The sequence below is a fragment of the Streptomyces sp. CB02400 genome (genome assembly GCF_001905725.1).
In the GTDB taxonomy this organism is placed as follows: domain Bacteria; phylum Actinomycetota; class Actinomycetes; order Streptomycetales; family Streptomycetaceae; genus Streptomyces; species Streptomyces atrovirens.
The window spans coordinates 78548-93824 of record NZ_LIWB01000015.1; the positions used below are offsets into that span (position 1 = coordinate 78548).

15 protein-coding genes are annotated in these 15277 nt (G+C 70.4%); 7 read left to right on the top strand and 8 right to left on the bottom strand.

Translation table 11 applies throughout. The annotated features are described in order from the left end of the window. Positions 1-296 precede the first annotated feature (296 nt). Together AMK33_RS29645 and AMK33_RS29650 are read right to left on the bottom strand one after the other, a co-directional pair. Entirely contained in the window at positions 297-608 is a 312-nt protein-coding gene (locus AMK33_RS29645; RefSeq protein ID WP_073936057.1) for a hypothetical protein, read from the bottom strand. Between the two features lie 21 nt (positions 609-629). Continuing rightward, on the bottom strand, positions 630-2309 hold the full coding sequence (locus tag AMK33_RS29650; RefSeq protein WP_073936058.1) for a sodium:solute symporter family protein: 1680 nt from the start codon (positions 2307-2309) through the stop codon (positions 630-632). A gap of 176 nt (positions 2310-2485) precedes the next feature. On the opposite strand from AMK33_RS29650, the gene galT reads away from it, so the two are divergent. From galT to galK, 3 genes are read left to right on the top strand one after another with little or no spacing between them, the layout of a single operon-like run. Continuing rightward, positions 2486-3547: a galactose-1-phosphate uridylyltransferase gene (gene galT, locus AMK33_RS29655; RefSeq protein ID WP_073936059.1), complete on the top strand. Its 1062-nt coding sequence runs from the start codon at positions 2486-2488 to the stop codon at positions 3545-3547. Next, positions 3544-4515 (top strand): UDP-glucose 4-epimerase GalE, encoded by a 972-nt coding sequence (gene galE, locus AMK33_RS29660; protein ID WP_073936060.1) that lies wholly within the window; start codon positions 3544-3546, stop codon positions 4513-4515. The genes galT and galE overlap by 4 nt, the downstream gene beginning before the upstream one ends. Before the next feature lie 55 nt (positions 4516-4570). Next, a complete protein-coding gene (gene galK / locus AMK33_RS29665) occupies positions 4571-5743 on the top strand; it encodes a galactokinase (protein WP_073936061.1) in 1173 nt (390 codons plus the stop codon). A 17-nt stretch (positions 5744-5760) separates the two neighbouring features. Here the strand turns inward: galK and AMK33_RS29670 are convergent, their stop codons facing one another. Further along, positions 5761-6201 carry a GNAT family N-acetyltransferase gene (locus AMK33_RS29670; RefSeq protein WP_073936168.1) on the bottom strand — a complete coding sequence of 147 codons (441 nt, stop codon included), beginning with the start codon at positions 6199-6201 and terminating at the stop codon, positions 5761-5763. 301 nt (positions 6202-6502) lie between these two features. Here AMK33_RS29670 and AMK33_RS29675 point away from each other — a divergent pair, with 301 nt between their 5' ends. After that, positions 6503-7270, top strand: a complete 768-nt coding sequence (locus AMK33_RS29675; RefSeq protein WP_073936062.1) for a LuxR C-terminal-related transcriptional regulator — start codon at positions 6503-6505, stop codon at positions 7268-7270. On the opposite strand, the gene tamR is transcribed toward AMK33_RS29675, so the two are convergent. Next, positions 7229-7726 (bottom strand): MarR family transcriptional regulator TamR, encoded by a 498-nt coding sequence (tamR, locus tag AMK33_RS29680; RefSeq protein WP_073936063.1) that lies wholly within the window; start codon positions 7724-7726, stop codon positions 7229-7231. The two genes, AMK33_RS29675 and tamR, sit on opposite strands and share 42 nt — an antisense overlap. Before the next feature lie 114 nt (positions 7727-7840). On the opposite strand from tamR, the gene AMK33_RS29685 reads away from it, so the two are divergent. Together AMK33_RS29685 and AMK33_RS29690 are read left to right on the top strand one after the other, a co-directional pair. Further along, on the top strand, positions 7841-8644 hold the full coding sequence (locus AMK33_RS29685) for a trans-aconitate 2-methyltransferase (protein ID WP_073936064.1): 804 nt from the start codon (positions 7841-7843) through the stop codon (positions 8642-8644). Then, on the top strand, positions 8644-9027 hold the full coding sequence (locus tag AMK33_RS29690; protein ID WP_073936065.1) for a VOC family protein: 384 nt from the start codon (positions 8644-8646) through the stop codon (positions 9025-9027). The genes AMK33_RS29685 and AMK33_RS29690 overlap by 1 nt, the downstream gene beginning before the upstream one ends. 220 nt (positions 9028-9247) lie before the next feature. On the opposite strand, the gene AMK33_RS29700 is transcribed toward AMK33_RS29690, so the two are convergent. Both AMK33_RS29700 and AMK33_RS29705 read right to left on the bottom strand, forming a co-directional pair. Next, positions 9248-9925 carry a TetR/AcrR family transcriptional regulator gene (locus AMK33_RS29700; protein WP_073936067.1) on the bottom strand — a complete coding sequence of 226 codons (678 nt, stop codon included), beginning with the start codon at positions 9923-9925 and terminating at the stop codon, positions 9248-9250. Beyond that, entirely contained in the window at positions 9922-10935 is a 1014-nt protein-coding gene (locus AMK33_RS29705; RefSeq protein ID WP_073936068.1) for an acyl-CoA desaturase, read from the bottom strand. Before AMK33_RS29705 ends, AMK33_RS29700 begins: the two co-directional genes overlap by 4 nt. 290 nt (positions 10936-11225) lie before the next feature. Between AMK33_RS29705 and ppc the strand changes: the two genes are divergently transcribed. Further along, positions 11226-13958 carry a phosphoenolpyruvate carboxylase gene (gene ppc / locus AMK33_RS29710; RefSeq protein WP_073936069.1) on the top strand — a complete coding sequence of 911 codons (2733 nt, stop codon included), beginning with the start codon at positions 11226-11228 and terminating at the stop codon, positions 13956-13958. A 100-nt stretch (positions 13959-14058) separates the two neighbouring features. Here ppc and AMK33_RS29715 read toward each other — a convergent pair whose 3' ends face one another. Beyond that, positions 14059-14544, bottom strand: a complete 486-nt coding sequence (locus tag AMK33_RS29715) for a hypothetical protein (protein WP_107425247.1) — start codon at positions 14542-14544, stop codon at positions 14059-14061. Between the two features lie 112 nt (positions 14545-14656). Further along, a complete protein-coding gene (gene pth, locus AMK33_RS29720) occupies positions 14657-15262 on the bottom strand; it encodes an aminoacyl-tRNA hydrolase (protein WP_073936071.1) in 606 nt (201 codons plus the stop codon). Positions 15263-15277 lie beyond the last annotated feature (15 nt).

Here is a 15277-nt window from a genome sequence, read left to right on the forward strand (position 1 = left end):
GTCTCCGCCCACCGCGATCCACACGCCCCGCCGTACGCGCCTGCCCTCCACGATCGGCCACATGGCACCACCTTCCGCGGGCAGCCGCATGCCGCGCGATCCGCGGGCAGTCGTGCCGCTGGGGCGGCACGGGTGGGCGCGACGGCACCCCGTAAGCGCCGGGCTGCGCGAACACCCCCGGGCCACACCGACGCGGGGCACCCCGTAAGCGCCGGGCCGCGCAACCCCACCGCCGGTCCACAGCAACGCGGGGCACCCCACACGACACCGGACCACACAGCCCCGTACGGCGCCCCCTACTCCTCCCGTTCCCCCGGAACGACATCCGGCGGCGGCGGAGCCGTCGGCCTCAGCTTCAGCCAGAGGAGGAACAGCAGCCCCAGGACCAGCATCCCCAACCCCGTCCAGAGGTTGATGTTGACCCCCTCGGCCTTGTCGATGTCCGCGTCGGACGCGGTGAACCCCGCGATCGTGACGATCACGCCGTACACGACGAACAACCCACCGATGATCCGCCGGATGTCGAACAACCGCGCGGCCGTCGCGGACTTGGTCTCCAGCTCGGAGACCTCCTGCTGAAGATCACGCTCGGAAAAGTGCTCGGACATGTTCTCTCCATCCTCCCGCGATCAGAACGAGAACGGGATGTAGCAGGCGGCAGCCAGAATCACCGCACCCCAGCCCAGCAACGCCGGCTTCCGGTACCACGCGTCGTCGCCCTCCGCGGGCGGCTCCGCCATGCCCGGGGAGCGCGTCCCGTAGACCAGGCCCTGGAGTTCCTCCGTCGGCTTGGGCGCGGTGAAGAGCGACACGGCGACCATGACCACCGCGCCCGCGACGAAGCCGGCGATCGCGGAGACGAAGTTGGCGCCCTGGTCGGAGGGGATGTCGATGATGCCCTGCTTGTAGATGACGAAGTAGTTGACCATCGCGGCGGTGGTGCCGGCGATCAGGCCCCAGAAGCCGGACTTCATGGACGCCCGCTTCCAGAACATGCCGATGATGAAGACCACGAACATCGGCACGTTGAAGAAGGAGAACAGCGTCTGGAGGTAGCTCATGATGTTGGAGAAGGAGCTGGCCAGGAACGCTGTGCCGATGGAGGCGAGGACGCCGATCGCGGTGATCAGGCGGCCGAAGCGGACGTAGTACCCGTCCTCGCGGTGCTTCACCACGTACTTCGCCCAGATGTCGGTGGTGAAGACGGTGTTGAAGGAGGAGACGTTGGCCGCCATGCCGGCCATGAACGCGGCCAGCAGGCCGGTGACGGCGATGCCCAGGACGCCGTTGGGCAGGAGCTGCTGCATCAGGTACGGGATCGCGTCGTTGTACTGCAGGTCCGAGTCGCCCGTGCCGATCTGCGGGACCATCACGGCGGCGACCAGGCCCGGGATCATCACCAGGAACACGATGAAGATCTTCGGGAACGCGGCGATGAGCGGGGTGCGCTGGGCCGCCGAGAGGTTCTTGGCGGACAGGGCGCGCTGCACCTCGGCGAAGTTCGTCGTCCAGTAGCCGAAGGAGAGGACGAAGCCGAGGCCGAGGACGATGGTCAGCCAGTTGGCGCCGAGCGGGTTGTCGCTGCCGATGCCGGTGCCGCCCCACGCGGTCATGAAGTCGCCGCCGCGTGACTCGGTCAGGGAGTCGGACAGGCCGTCCCAGCCGCCGACGCTCTTCAGGCCGAGCACGGTGATGGGGATGAGCGCGGCGAGGATGACGAAGAACTGCAGGACCTCGTTGTAGATCGCCGAGGACAGGCCGCCGAGGGTGATGTAGGCCAGGACGAAGAAGCCGGCGACGACGATGGCCACCCACTGCGGCCAGCCGAGGAGGGCCTCGACGACGATCGCGAGGGCGTAGAGGTTGACGCCGGCGATCAGGATGGCCGCCGCCGCGAAGAGGATCGCGCTGAGCAGGTGGGCCGCCTTGTCGAAGCGCAGCAGCAGGAACTCGGGGACCGAGCGGACCTTGCTGCCGTAGTAGAACGGCATCATCACCAGGCCCAGGAAGACCATCGCGGGGATGGCGCCGATCCAGTACCAGTGGGTCGTGTAGACGCCGTACTGGGCGCTGTTGGCCGCCATGCCGAGGATCTCGGTGGCGCCGAGGTTGGCCGCGATGAAGGCCAGGCCGGTGACCCAGGCGGGCAGGGAGCGGCCGGAGAGGAAGAAGTCGAGGCTGGTCTTGACCGAACGGCGGGCGGCGAGGCCGATGCCCAGCACGACGACGAAGTAGATCCCGAGGATCGTGTAGTCCAGCCAGTTGGTGGGGAGTCGAAGCTCTGCGGCTAGGTATGTGGGGGTTTGCATACACACTCGCTTCGGTCGCGAACTGATCCGGTGCGGAACCCATGCCTCCGTGTTCAGTGAATGAACACTTCCTGTGGCGTTCTTTGTTTGATTGTGATGAGTGGGGTTCGCTGGTGGGTTGTGATGTGTTATGTTTGATTGTGTTGAGTGATTGACGGGTGCAGAGGAGTGCGGCAGTGAAGAAGACCTCGACCCGGCTGGCCGACGGCCGCGAGCTCGTCTACTACGACCTGGCCGACGACACCGTCCGCGATGCTGTCGACCGCCGTCCGCTGGACGCCACCGTCACCACGTCCGAGATCCGCCGCGACCCGCTGCTGGGCGACTCCGTCGCCGTCGCCTCCCACCGCCAGGGGCGTACGTACCACCCGCCGGCCGACGAGTGCCCGCTGTGCCCCTCCGAGGGCGACCGGCTGAGCGAGATCCCGGACTCGTCGTACGACGTGGTCGTCTTCGAGAACCGTTTCCCCTCGCTGGCCGGGGACTCGGGCCGGTGCGAGGTCGTCTGCTTCACCTCCGACCACCACTCGTCCTTCGCCGGTCTGAGCGAGCGGCAGGCGCGCCTGGTGCTCGACGCCTGGACCGACCGGACCTCCGAGCTGTCGCATCTGCCCTCCGTCGAACAGGTCTTCTGCTTCGAGAACCGGGGGGCCGAGATCGGTGTCACCCTCCAGCACCCGCACGGGCAGATCTACGCCTACCCCTTCACCACCCCCCGCACCGCCCTGATGCTGCGCCAAGTGGCCGCACACAAGGAGGCGACGGGCGGCGAGAACCTGTTCGACGCCGTGCTGGAGCGGGAACGGGCCGACGAACGGATCGTCCTTGAGGGTGAACACTGGGTGGCCTTCGTGCCGTACGCGGCGCACTGGCCCTACGAGGTCCACCTCTACCCCAAGCGCCGGGTGCCCGACCTGCTCGCACTGGACGAGGCGGCGCGCACAGAGTTCCCCCAGGTGTATCTGGAACTCTTGAAGCGCTTCGACCGGATCTTCGGGGAGGGTGAGCCTCCGACGCCGTACATCGCGGCCTGGCACCAGGCCCCGTTCGGGCAGTTGGAGGACTTCGAAGGCGTCACGCGTGACGACTTCGCGCTCCACCTCGAGCTTTTCACCATCCGCCGTACGTCCGGCAAGCTGAAGTTCCTCGCGGGTTCCGAGTCCGGCATGAACGTGTTCATCAACGACGTGCCGCCGGAGCGCGCGGCCGAGCGACTGCGAGAGGTAGCGAGTTCATGAGCGGGAAGTACCTGGTGACGGGCGGGGCCGGTTACGTCGGCGGTGTCGTCGCCCAGCATCTGCTGGAGGCCGGCCACGAGGTCGTCGTCCTCGACAACCTCTCCACCGGCTTCCGGGAAGGCGTTCCCGCGGGCGCTTCGTTCATCGAGGGAGACATCCGCGACGCCGCGAAGTGGCTGGACGCGTCGTTCGACGGCGTACTGCACTTCGCCGCGTCCTCCCAGGTCGGCGAGTCGGTGGTGAAGCCGGAGAAGTACTGGGACAACAACGTCGGCGGCACCATGGCGCTGCTCGCCGCGATGCGCGAGGCGGGAGTGCGCCGGCTGGTGTTCTCCTCCACGGCCGCGACGTACGGCGAACCCGAGCAGGTCCCGATCGTCGAGACCGCGCCGACCAGCCCCACCAACCCGTACGGCGCCTCCAAGCTCGCCGTCGACCACATGATCACCGGCGAGGCGGCCGCCCACGGGCTGGGCGCGGTCTCCCTGCGCTACTTCAACGTGGCCGGCGCCTACGGGCAGTACGGCGAGCGGCACGACCCCGAGTCGCACCTCATCCCGCTCGTGCTCCAGGTGGCCCAGGGGCGGCGCGACGCGATCTCCGTCTACGGCGACGACTACCCGACGCCCGACGGCACCTGCGTGCGCGACTACATCCACGTCGCCGACCTGGCCGAGGCCCACCTGCTCGCGCTGAAGGCCGCCGCGCCCGGCGAGCACCTGATCTGCAACCTCGGCAACGGCAACGGCTTCTCCGTCCGCGAGGTCGTCGAGACGGTCCGTCAGGTCACCGGCCACCCGATCCCCGAGGTCGTGGCACCCCGCCGGGGCGGCGACCCGGCGGTCCTGGTGGCGTCGGCCGCCACCGCCCGCGAGAAGCTGGGCTGGAACCCGTCGCGCGCCGACCTCGCGGGGATCGTCGCGGACGCGTGGGAGTTCGCGCAGCAGCGCGCCGAGCAGGCCAAGTAGGCCGAGTAGGCCGAGTAGGCCGAGAAGAACGTCACGAAGGGTCAGGGGTCAGGGCATGAGCGAGTCCAGCGAGGCCGTCGCGGGGTCCGTCGCCGAGCGGTTCGAGGAGCTGTACGGGGCCGCGCCGGACGGGGTGTGGGCGGCACCGGGCCGGGTCAACCTCATCGGCGAGCACACCGACTACAACGACGGCTTCGTCATGCCGTTCGCCCTGCCGCACACCGCGGTCGCGGCGGTGTCCCGGCGCGACGACGGCGTACTGCGGCTGCACTCCGCCGACGTGGACGGGCCGGTGGCGGAGCTGACGGTGGACGGTCTCGTCCCCGAGTCCGACAAGCGGTGGACCGCCTACCCGGCGGGCGTGGTGTGGGCGCTGCGCGAGGCCGGACACACCGTCACCGGCGCCGACGTCCACCTCGCCTCCAGCGTCCCGGCGGGCGCGGGGCTGTCGTCCTCGGCGGCCCTGGAGGTCGTGGTCGCGCTCGCGCTGAACGACCTGTTCGGCCTCGGTCTGCGCGGCTGGCAGCTGGCCCGGCTGTGCCAGCGCGCCGAGAACGTCTACGTCGGCGCCCCCGTCGGCATCATGGACCAGACGGCCTCCGCCTGCTGCGAGATCGGCCACGCCCTGTTCCTCGACACCCGTGACCTCTCCCAGCGCCAGATCCCCTTCGACCTGGCCGCCGAGGGCATGCGCCTGCTCGTCGTCGACACCCAGGTCAAGCACAGCCACAGCGAGGGCGAGTACGGCAAGCGCCGCGCGGGCTGCGAGAAGGGCGCGGCCCTGCTGGGCGTCGACGCGCTGCGGGACGTGCCGTACGAGGAACTGGACGCGGCGCTCGAGCGGCTCGGCGACGAGGAGGAGGTCCGCCGGCTGGTCCGTCACGTGGTGACGGAGGACGAGCGGGTCGAACGGGTCGTCTCCCTGCTGGAGTCGGGCGACACCCGGGCCATCGGCCCCGTCCTGGTCGAGGGCCACGCCTCCCTGCGCGACGACTTCCGCGTCTCCTGCCCCGAACTCGACCTGGTGGTGGAGACCGCCGTCACCTCCGGCGCCCTCGGCGCCCGCATGACCGGCGGCGGCTTCGGCGGCTCGGCCATCGTCCTGGCGGAGGAGACCGACGTCCCGACGATCACCAAGGCGGTGGAGGAGGCCTTCGCGGCGGCAGGCTTCACGGCCCCCCGCGTCTTCGAGGCGGTCCCGGCGGCGGGGGCGCGGCGGGTGCGCTGAGTCTCAGCCCGGCAGTCTCAGCCCAGCCGCTTCGTCAGGGTGTACTCCGTGATCCCCGGCGGGTAGTCGGGGATCACGCACACCACCTCGTAGCCGTGCTTCCGGTAGAAGGCCGGGGCCTGGAAGTCCCAGGTCTCCACGCGGGAGGCCGTGCAGGCGCGTTCGGTGGCGAGGCGTTCCGCCTCCGTCAGCAGGCGGGAGCCCAGGCCCGCTTTCCGGTGGCGGGCGTCGACCCACAGGTAGGTCACGTGCAGCCAGGTGGTCCAGGTGTGGCCGACCAGACCGCCCGCGAGATCACCGTTCGCGTCCAATGCCCACACGTGCAAAGGCGCTTCACGTTCGTCCGGGGTTCCGCGCAGGGCGCGCAGGACCGGGGAGGCCGCGGTGTTCGTGTCCCGTAGCCGCCTGCGGAGCAGATCACGTCGGGCTCTGTCGACTTCTGTCTCAAGACGAAACATGCGGCTCACCATAAACGCGTAAGGCCGCCAGTTCTGCAAATAACCTTCCGCTCCCGGCCCCCGCCCGTACCCTGATGAACAGCGCCGGTGGGGGCCGGCGCCGTTCAGGGGGCGAGACAGTCGGGTACGGCGTCCGAGGTGGGGTGGCGGTTGTCGCACGGCGGCGGCCGTGCGGCTGCGGCGGCCCGTCCCACGTCCAGTGAGTGAAGTGACAGGGCCTCGGCGTCGTACCCGCGCCGGTGTCGTCCTCCGACGATGGGGTAATCCCCTGCTCTGAGGAGAGCTTGGGGAAGGGGGTTTCGTGGTTCGCATTCGAGTCCTGGTCGTCGACGACCATCGCATCTTCGCCGAGTCACTGGCCGCGGCCCTGGCCGCGGAGCCGGACGTCGACGTGTCCGCGGCGGGCAGCGGCCCGGCCGCGCTGCGCTGTCTGGAGCGGGCGGCCGCCGAGGGACGGCGGTTCGACGTGCTGCTCGTCGACGCCGACCTGGGCGGCAAGGTGCCGGGCGGCCGGCCGGCCGTGCCCGTGCAGGCCGGTGACGAGGACGGGCTCGTCGACGGGATATCACTGGTCACCGGGGTGCGTTCGGCGCAGCCGCAGGTACGGATCGTCGTCCTCGCCGAGAAGGACGACCCGGCCCGGGCCGCGCTCGCCCTCCAGGCGGGAGCCTCCGGGTGGGTGGCCAAGGACTGCTCGCTGAACCGGCTGCTCACCGTCATACGGGGGGTGCTGCGCGACGAGACGCATCTGCCGCCCGCGCTGCTGACCGGCGTACTGCGGGAGTTGACCGCCGCCCGGCGGCACCGCACGGAGAGCGAACGGCTCGTGGAGTCCCTGACCCCGCGCGAGCGGGAGGTGCTGCGGTGCATGGTCGCGGGGCTGGGGCGCAAGGCGGTCGCCGAGCGCCTGTATCTGTCCCCGCACACCGTACGGACCCATATGCAGAACGTCCTCGGGAAGTTGGGGGTGCACTCCACCCTCGCCGCGGTGGCCCTCGCCCGGCGGGCGGGTGTCGGCCCCGTCGACCTAACCGGGGATGTTGTCGAACGGGGCGGTCAACTGGCGTAGCAGCCCGGCCAGTTCGCTGCGCTGGGCGCGGGTGAGCTCCCCGAGGATCGCCCGCTCCTGCGTCAGCAGCCCGGCCAGTGCCTGGTCGGCGCGGTCGCGGCCCTCGTCCGTGAGCCGGACCAGGACACCGCGCCGGTCACTGGGGTCGGGCAGCCGCTCCACCAGGCCCTTCTTGGTGAGGCGGTCGATGCGGTTGGTCATCGTGCCCGACGTGACCAGCGTCTGCGTGAGGAGCTGGCCCGGCGAGAGCTGGTACGGGGTGCCCGCGCGGCGCAGCGCGGTCAGGACGTCGAACTCCCAGGACTCCAGGCCGTGCTCGGCGAAGGCGAGCCGGCGTGCCCGGTCCAGGTGCCGGGCCAGTCTGCTCACCCGGCTGAGCACCTCGAGCGGTTCCACGTCGAGGTCCGGGCGCTCCCGGCGCCACGCTGCGACCAGCCGATCGACCTCGTCCTCCATGACGATCAGTGTAGTGGTTGTGTCGATGTGAAGTCTCTTGACATCGAGTCTCTTGACGTCGAGATGAGTGGCGGGTGACGCTGGGTACCCGTCCGTCAGCCATCGGGAGGCCCCATGTCCGCAGCGACCCCTGTCTGGGACCCGGCCCAGTACCTGCGTCACGCCGGTCACCGCACCCGGCCCTTCACCGACCTGCTCGCCCGCGTCCCGGAGCTTCCGGGGGACCCGCCCCGCATCGCCGACCTCGGCTGCGGCGCCGGAAACGTCACCGCGCTCCTTGCCGGACGCTGGCCCGCCGCCCGCATCACCGGCTACGACAACTCGCCCGAGATGCTCGACAAGGCCCGCGCCGACCACGAGGGCGGCAGGCTCGGCTTCGCCCACGCCGACGTCCGTACCTGGGTGCCGGACGGGTCGTACGACCTGATCGTCAGCAACGCCACGCTGCAATGGGTTCCGGGGCATGCGGAGCGGTTCCGTGACTGGGTCGAAGGGCTCGCCCCCGGCGGCACCTTCGCCTTCCAGGTGCCCGGCAACTTCGACGCCCCCAGCCACACCCTGCTGCGCGAACTCGCCGCCTCCCCGCGCTGGCGGAGCCGTCTGGCCGGCGTCCTGCGCCACGACGACGCCGTACTCCGGCCGGAGGCCTACCTGGAGCACCTGACCGCCCTCGGCTGCACGACCGACGCCTGGGAGACGACGTACGTCCACCTGCTGACCGGGGAGGACCCGGTCCTCGACTGGGTCAAGGGAACGGGCCTGCGTCCCGTCCTGACGGCTCTGGCGGACGATCCCGAGGCCCGCGACGCGTTCGTCGACGCGTACCGGTCCGCCCTGCGGGCGGCCTATCCGACCGGCCCCCACGGCACCCCGTTCCCGTTCCGCCGCGTCTTCGCGGTCGCCGTCAGGGAGGCGTGATGCTCGCCGCCGTCGACCATGTGCAGCTCGCCGCCCCGCCCGGCTCCGAGGAGCGGCTGCGCGCGTACTACGCCGATGTCCTCGGCATGACCGAGGTGCCCAAGCCGCCGGCCCTGGCGGCGCGCGGCGGCTGCTGGTTCGAGGCCGGAGACGTACGCCTCCACCTGGGCATCGAGCACGACTTCCGGCCCGCGAGGAAAGCCCACCCCGGCCTGAGAGTGACCGGCATCGAGGCGTACGCCGCCCGCCTGGCAGCCCACGGCGCCCCGGTCACCTGGGACGAGAACCTCCCGGGCCACAGGCGCTTCTACTCAGAGGACCCGGTGGGCAACCGCCTGGAGTTCCTGGAGCCTTCGGCCGGAGCGCCCGCGCGACGTCAATGACCACCGGCGGCGGCCAAGGCGTTCTCCGGCTCCTCGATCACCCGGGGAGCGATGAGGAGGGCCACCACCCGGCCTTCATCCGTGAGGGCGATGGGCTCGCGGCTGCCGACCACCCGGCGGACCAGCTCCTCCGGCCGGGGGCGGCCTCGTCGATCGTCATCTCGATCGTGCGCGACCGTCCCACGCGGTCGGACGGTCGCGCAGCCTGTTCAGCCCGAATTCAGCTCTTCCGGTGACCTATCAGCCGAGGCTTCGGCTCCAGGCCGTCCAACCCGTGCCAGGCCAGGTTGACCAGGTGGGCCGCCACTTCCGCCTTCTTCGGCTTGCGGACGTCCAGCCACCACTGGCCCGTCAGCGCGACCATCCCGACCAGGGCCTGCGCGTACAGCGGGGCCAGCTTGGGGTCGAAGCCGCGGCTCTTGAACTCGCGGCCCAGGATGTCCTCCACCTGGGTGGCGATGTCCGAGATCAGCGAGGCGAAGGAGCCCGTCGACTGGGGGATGGGGGAGTCGCGGACCAGGATGCGGAAGCCGTCCGTGTACTCCTCGATGTAGTCGAGGAGCGCGAACGCCGCCTGCTCGCACAGTTCGCGGGGATGGCCGGCCGTCAGCGAGCCGGTCACCATGTCCAGCAGGCGCCGCATCTCGCGGTCCACCACCACCGCGTACAGGCCCTCCTTGCCGCCGAAGTGCTCGTACACCACCGGCTTGGAGACCCCGGCCTTCGCCGCGATCTCCTCCACCGACGTGGCCTCGAAGCCCTTCGCCGCGAACAGGGTGCGGCCGATCTCCAGCAGCTGCTGGCGGCGCTCCGCACCGGTCATCCGGGTGCGACGGGTGCGCCGCGGTTTCTCGTTGCTCGGGGTGCTGCTGGAGTCGGTCGCCACGGCGACCATCATGCCGCCTCGACGGGTTCCTTCCCGCGCCGGGCGCCGCCTTCCGAGGTGTTGCGGCGCGAATCGATACGCGAGCGTGACGGCCACCGCACGTCAGAGGCCCAGCCCAGCTGCTCGAACCAGCGGATCAGACGGGCGGAGGAATCGAGCTGCCCGCGCTCCACACCGTGCCGCGCGGACGTCGGGTCGGCGTGGTGCAGGTTGTGCCAGGACTCACCGCAGGACAGGACCGCCAGCCACCACACGTTGCCCGAACGGTCCCGCGACTTGAACGGACGCTTGCCGACCGCGTGGCAGATCGAGTTGATCGACCACGTCACATGGTGCAGCAGCGCCACCCGGACGAGCGACCCCCAGAAGAAGCCGGTGAACGCGCCCCACCAGGACATGGTGACCAGCCCGCCGATCAGCGCGGGCAGCGCCAGCGACAGCGCCGTCCAGAAAATGAACTGCCGGGAGATCGCCCGCAGGGTCTTGTCCTTGATCAGATCCGGCGCGTACTTGTCCTGCGGGGTTTGCTCCTCGTCGAACATCCAGCCGATGTGCGCCCACCACAGGCCCTTCATCAGTGCAGGGACCGTCTCCCCGTACCGCCACGGCGAATGCGGGTCGCCCTCGGCGTCGGAGAACTTGTGGTGCTTGCGGTGGTCGGCCACCCACCGCACCAGCGGGCCCTCCACCGCCATCGACCCGGCGATCGCCAGCGCGATCTTCAACGGCCGCTTCGCCTTGAACGAACCGTGCGTGAAGTGGCGGTGGAAGCCGATGGTGATGCCGTGGCAGCCGAGGTAGTAGAAGAAGACCAGCAGACCGAGGTCCAGCCAGCTCACCCCCCACCCCCACGCCAGCGGCACCGCCGCCACCAGCGCCAGGAAGGGGACGGTGATGAAGAGCAGCAGTGTGATCTGCTCGATGGAGCGCTTGCGCTCACCGCCCAGCGTGGCGGAGGGCGCGACGTCGTCGGACCCGGGTTGTTTCGGAGCTTCGTGCAGCACGTCGGAGCCTGAGGTCATGCGTGTCCCCTGTGGGGTATGTGGACTGAGGGTGGGTGCCGGGCCGCCGGAAACGCACTGCATTCCTACGCTTCCGTAACCTACGGCAACGTAAGTATGGCAGTGCGTAGCCCGTCGGCAAGAGCCCGTCGGCCTGCGCGTCCGGGTCGGCACCTATCCTTGAAGTCGGTCGGACAGCGCGGTCCGCTCTGATTTCTTCCCGGACGTCCGGCCCGAAGCGGCGCACGCCGCGCGAGACGCTGTCCGGGTTCCCTCCCAGACGAGCTTCAACACTGCAAGGAGCCGCACCTGTGAGCAGTGCCGACGACCAGACCACCACGACGAGCAGCGAGCTGCGCGCCGACATCCGCCGACTGGGTGATCTCCTGGGCGAGACCCTGGTACGGCAGGAGGGCCCGGAGCTGCTCGACCTCGTCGAGAAGGTGCGCCGACTCACCCGTGAGGACGGCGAGGCCGCCGCCGAGCTGCTTCGGGGCACCGAACTGCAGACCGCGGCCAAGCTGGTCCGCGCGTTCTCCACCTACTTCCACCTCGCCAACGTCACCGAGCAGGTGCACCGCGGCCGCGAACTGCGCGCCCGCCGCGCCGCCGAGGGCGGACTGCTCTCCCGCACCGCCGACCGCCTCAAGGACGCCGACCCCGAGCACCTGCGCGAAACGGTCCGCAACCTCAACATCCGGCCCGTCTTCACCGCCCACCCCACCGAGGCCGCCCGCCGCTCCGTCCTCAACAAGCTCCGCCGGATCGCCGCCCTCCTCGACACCCCGGTCATCGCCTCCGACCGGCGCCGCCTGGACACCCGGCTCGCCGAGAACATCGACCTCGTCTGGCAGACCGACGAACTGCGCGTGGTCCGCCCCGAACCCGCCGACGAGGCCCGCAACGCCATCTACTACCTCGACGAACTGCACGCCGGCGCCGTCGGCGACGTCCTGGAGGACCTCACGGCGGAGCTGGAGCGCGTCGGCGTCCATCTCCCCGACGACACCCGCCCTCTCACCTTCGGCACCTGGATCGGCGGCGACCGCGACGGCAACCCCAACGTCACCCCCCAGGTCACCTGGGACGTCCTCATCCTCCAGCACGAACACGGCATCAACGACGCCCTGGAGATGATCGACGAACTGCGCGGCTTCCTCTCCAACTCCATCCGCTACGCGGGCGCCACGGAGGAACTGCTCGCCTCCCTCCAGGCCGACCTCGACGCTCTCCCCGAGATCAGCCCCCGCTACAAGCGGCTCAACGCCGAGGAGCCCTACCGGCTCAAGGCCACCTGCATCCGGCAGAAGCTGGAGAACACCAAGCTCCGCCTCGCCAAGGGCACCCCCCACGAGACCGGCCGCGACTACCTCGGCACCGGCGAACTCCTCGCCGACCTGCGCATCATCCAGGCCTCCCTGCGCGAACACCGCGGCGGCCTCTTCGCCGACGGCCGCCTCGCCCGTACGATCCGCACGCTGGCCGCCTTCGGCCTCCAGCTCGCCACCATGGACGTACGCGAACACGCCGACGCCCACCACCACGCCCTCGGCCAGCTCTTCGACCGGCTCGGCGAGGAGTCGTGGCGCTACGCCGACATGCCCCGCGAGTACCGGACCAAGCTCCTCGCCAAGGAGCTCAGGTCACGCCGTCCGCTCGCCCCGACCCCGGCGCCCGTCGACGCCGCCGGTGAGAAGACCCTCGGCGTGTTCCAGACCGTCAAGCGGGCCCTGGAGGTCTTCGGACCCGAGGTCGTCGAGTCCTACATCATCTCCATGTGCCAGGGCGCCGACGACGTCTTCGCCGCCGCCGTCCTCGCCCGCGAGGCCGGACTCGTCGACCTGCACGCCGGCTGGGCGAAGATCGGCATCGTCCCGCTCCTTGAGACCACCGACGAGCTCAAGGCCGCCGACACCATCCTCGAGGACATGCTCGCCGACCCCTCCTACCGGCGCCTCGTCGCGCTCAGGGGCGACGTCCAGGAGGTCATGCTCGGCTACTCCGACTCCTCCAAGTTCGGCGGCATCACCACCAGCCAGTGGGAGATCCACCGCGCCCAGCGGCGCCTGCGCGACGTCGCCCACCGCTACGGCGTACGGCTCCGGCTCTTCCACGGCCGCGGCGGCACCGTCGGCCGCGGCGGCGGCCCCACCCACGACGCCATCCTCGCCCAGCCCTGGGGCACCCTCGAAGGCGAGATCAAGGTCACCGAACAGGGCGAGGTCATCTCCGACAAGTACCTCATCCCGGCCCTCGCCCGCGAGAACCTGGAACTGTCCGTCGCCGCCACCCTCCAGGCGTCCGCCCTGCACACCGCGCCCCGCCAGTCCGTCGAGGCCCTCGCCCGCTGGGACGCCGCCATGGACGTCGTCTCCGACGCCGCCCACACGGCCTACCGCAAGCTCGTCGAGGACCCCGACCTGCCGACGTACTTCCTGGCCTCCACGCCGGTCGACCAGCTCGCCGACCTGCACCTGGGCTCGCGGCCCTCCCGCCGCCCCGGCTCGGGCGTCTCGCTCGACGGACTGCGCGCCATCCCGTGGGTGTTCGGCTGGACCCAGTCCCGGCAGATCGTCCCCGGCTGGTACGGCGTCGGCTCCGGCCTCAAGGCCCTGCGCGAGGCCGGACTCGACACCGTGCTCGACGAGATGCACCAGCAGTGGCACTTCTTCCGCAACTTCATCTCCAACGTCGAGATGACCCTCGCCAAGACCGACCTGCGCATCGCCCAGCACTACGTCGACACCCTCGTCCCCGACGAGCTCAAGCACGTCTTCGACGCCATCAAGGCCGAACACGAGCTCACCGTCGCCGAGGTCCTGCGCGTCACCGGCGAACAGGAACTCCTGGACGCCGACCCCGTCCTCAAGCAGACCTTCACCATCCGCGACGCCTACCTGGACCCGATCTCCTACCTCCAGGTGGCCCTCCTCAAGCGCCAGCGCGACGCCGCCGGCGCCGGCGAACAACCCGACCCGCTGCTCTCCCGCGCCCTGCTGCTCACCGTCAACGGTGTCGCGGCCGGCCTGCGCAACACCGGCTGACCCGCCGGAAAGAAGGGGTGCCCCCGGCCTCGTACGGCCGGGGGCACCCCTTCGTCCTGTACGGTTTCGTCCCGCGGGCTTCGTCCCGTACGGCTCCGTCCTACACGGCGAGGAAAGCCGCCGTCAGCAGCGCCGTCCCCGACAGCACCAGCAGCCACGCCGCCCGCGTCCGCAGCAGACCGCCCGCCACGACGACCGACGCCAGCAGCAGCGCGCCGCCCAGCGGGACCCACGCGTAGAGAATCCCGGCGGGACCCGCACGGACGGCGTCCGTACCGCCCGGCTTCAGCACCACCGTGTACGTCCGCCCCTTCTCCACGGCCACCGAGTTCTCCAGCACGACCTCCGCACGCGGCTGCGACCCCTGCGACAACGGCGTGTACGGCCCCGTACACGTCTTCGCGCCGCACCGCGTCACTTCCACCGTGCCGCGCTCACGCCCCTTCGTCAGCATCGCGTGCTGCGCCGTACCCCACGACGCCCACACACCCGCGATCAGGATCAGCGCGGCGACCGTGCTCATCGCCGCGAACCGGCCGAACCGCAGGGCGGAGGAGCCACGGAAGGAGCGGGCAGCGGGAGACATGGCCGAGATCCTTGGCCATGACCTTGCGGTCGGTCAACTCCGGGCGGGCTCCGGCGGACTCCAGCAGGCCCCGAAGGGGGGAGACAAGTCCACCGACATACCCATCAGCACATCACGAGTTGTACGTGCTCTGCGCCCGCTCCAGCCCCTCGATCACCAGACACTCCACCGCGTCCGCCGCCCGGTCCACGAAGTAGTCCAGCTCCTTGCGCTCCGCCGACGAGAAGTCCTTCAGCACGAAATCCGCCACCTGCATCCGCCCCGGCGGCCGCCCGATCCCGAACCGCGCCCGGTGGTACTCCCGCCCGAACGCCTTCGTCAGCGACTTCAGCCCGTTGTGGCCGTTGTCCCCGCCACCCAGCTTCAGCCGCAGCGTCCCGTAATCGATGTCCAGCTCGTCATGGACCGCCACCACCCGCTCCGCCGGCACCTTGTAGAACTCCCGCAGCGCGTTCACCGGCCCGCCGGACAGATTCATGTACGACATCGGCTTCGCCAGGATCACCCGGCGGTTCGCCGGCCCCGGCGGACCGATCCGGCCCTCCACGACCTGCGCCTGAGCCTTGCCGGCCCGCTTGAACCGGCCCCCCATCCGCTCCGCCAGCAGATCCGCCACCATGAACCCCACGTTGTGGCGGTTCATCGCGTACTCCGGCCCCGGATTGCCCAGCCCCACGACCAGCCAGGGACCTGCCGCACCCGCCGCATCCGTCGTCACGCCCGTGTCTCCCTC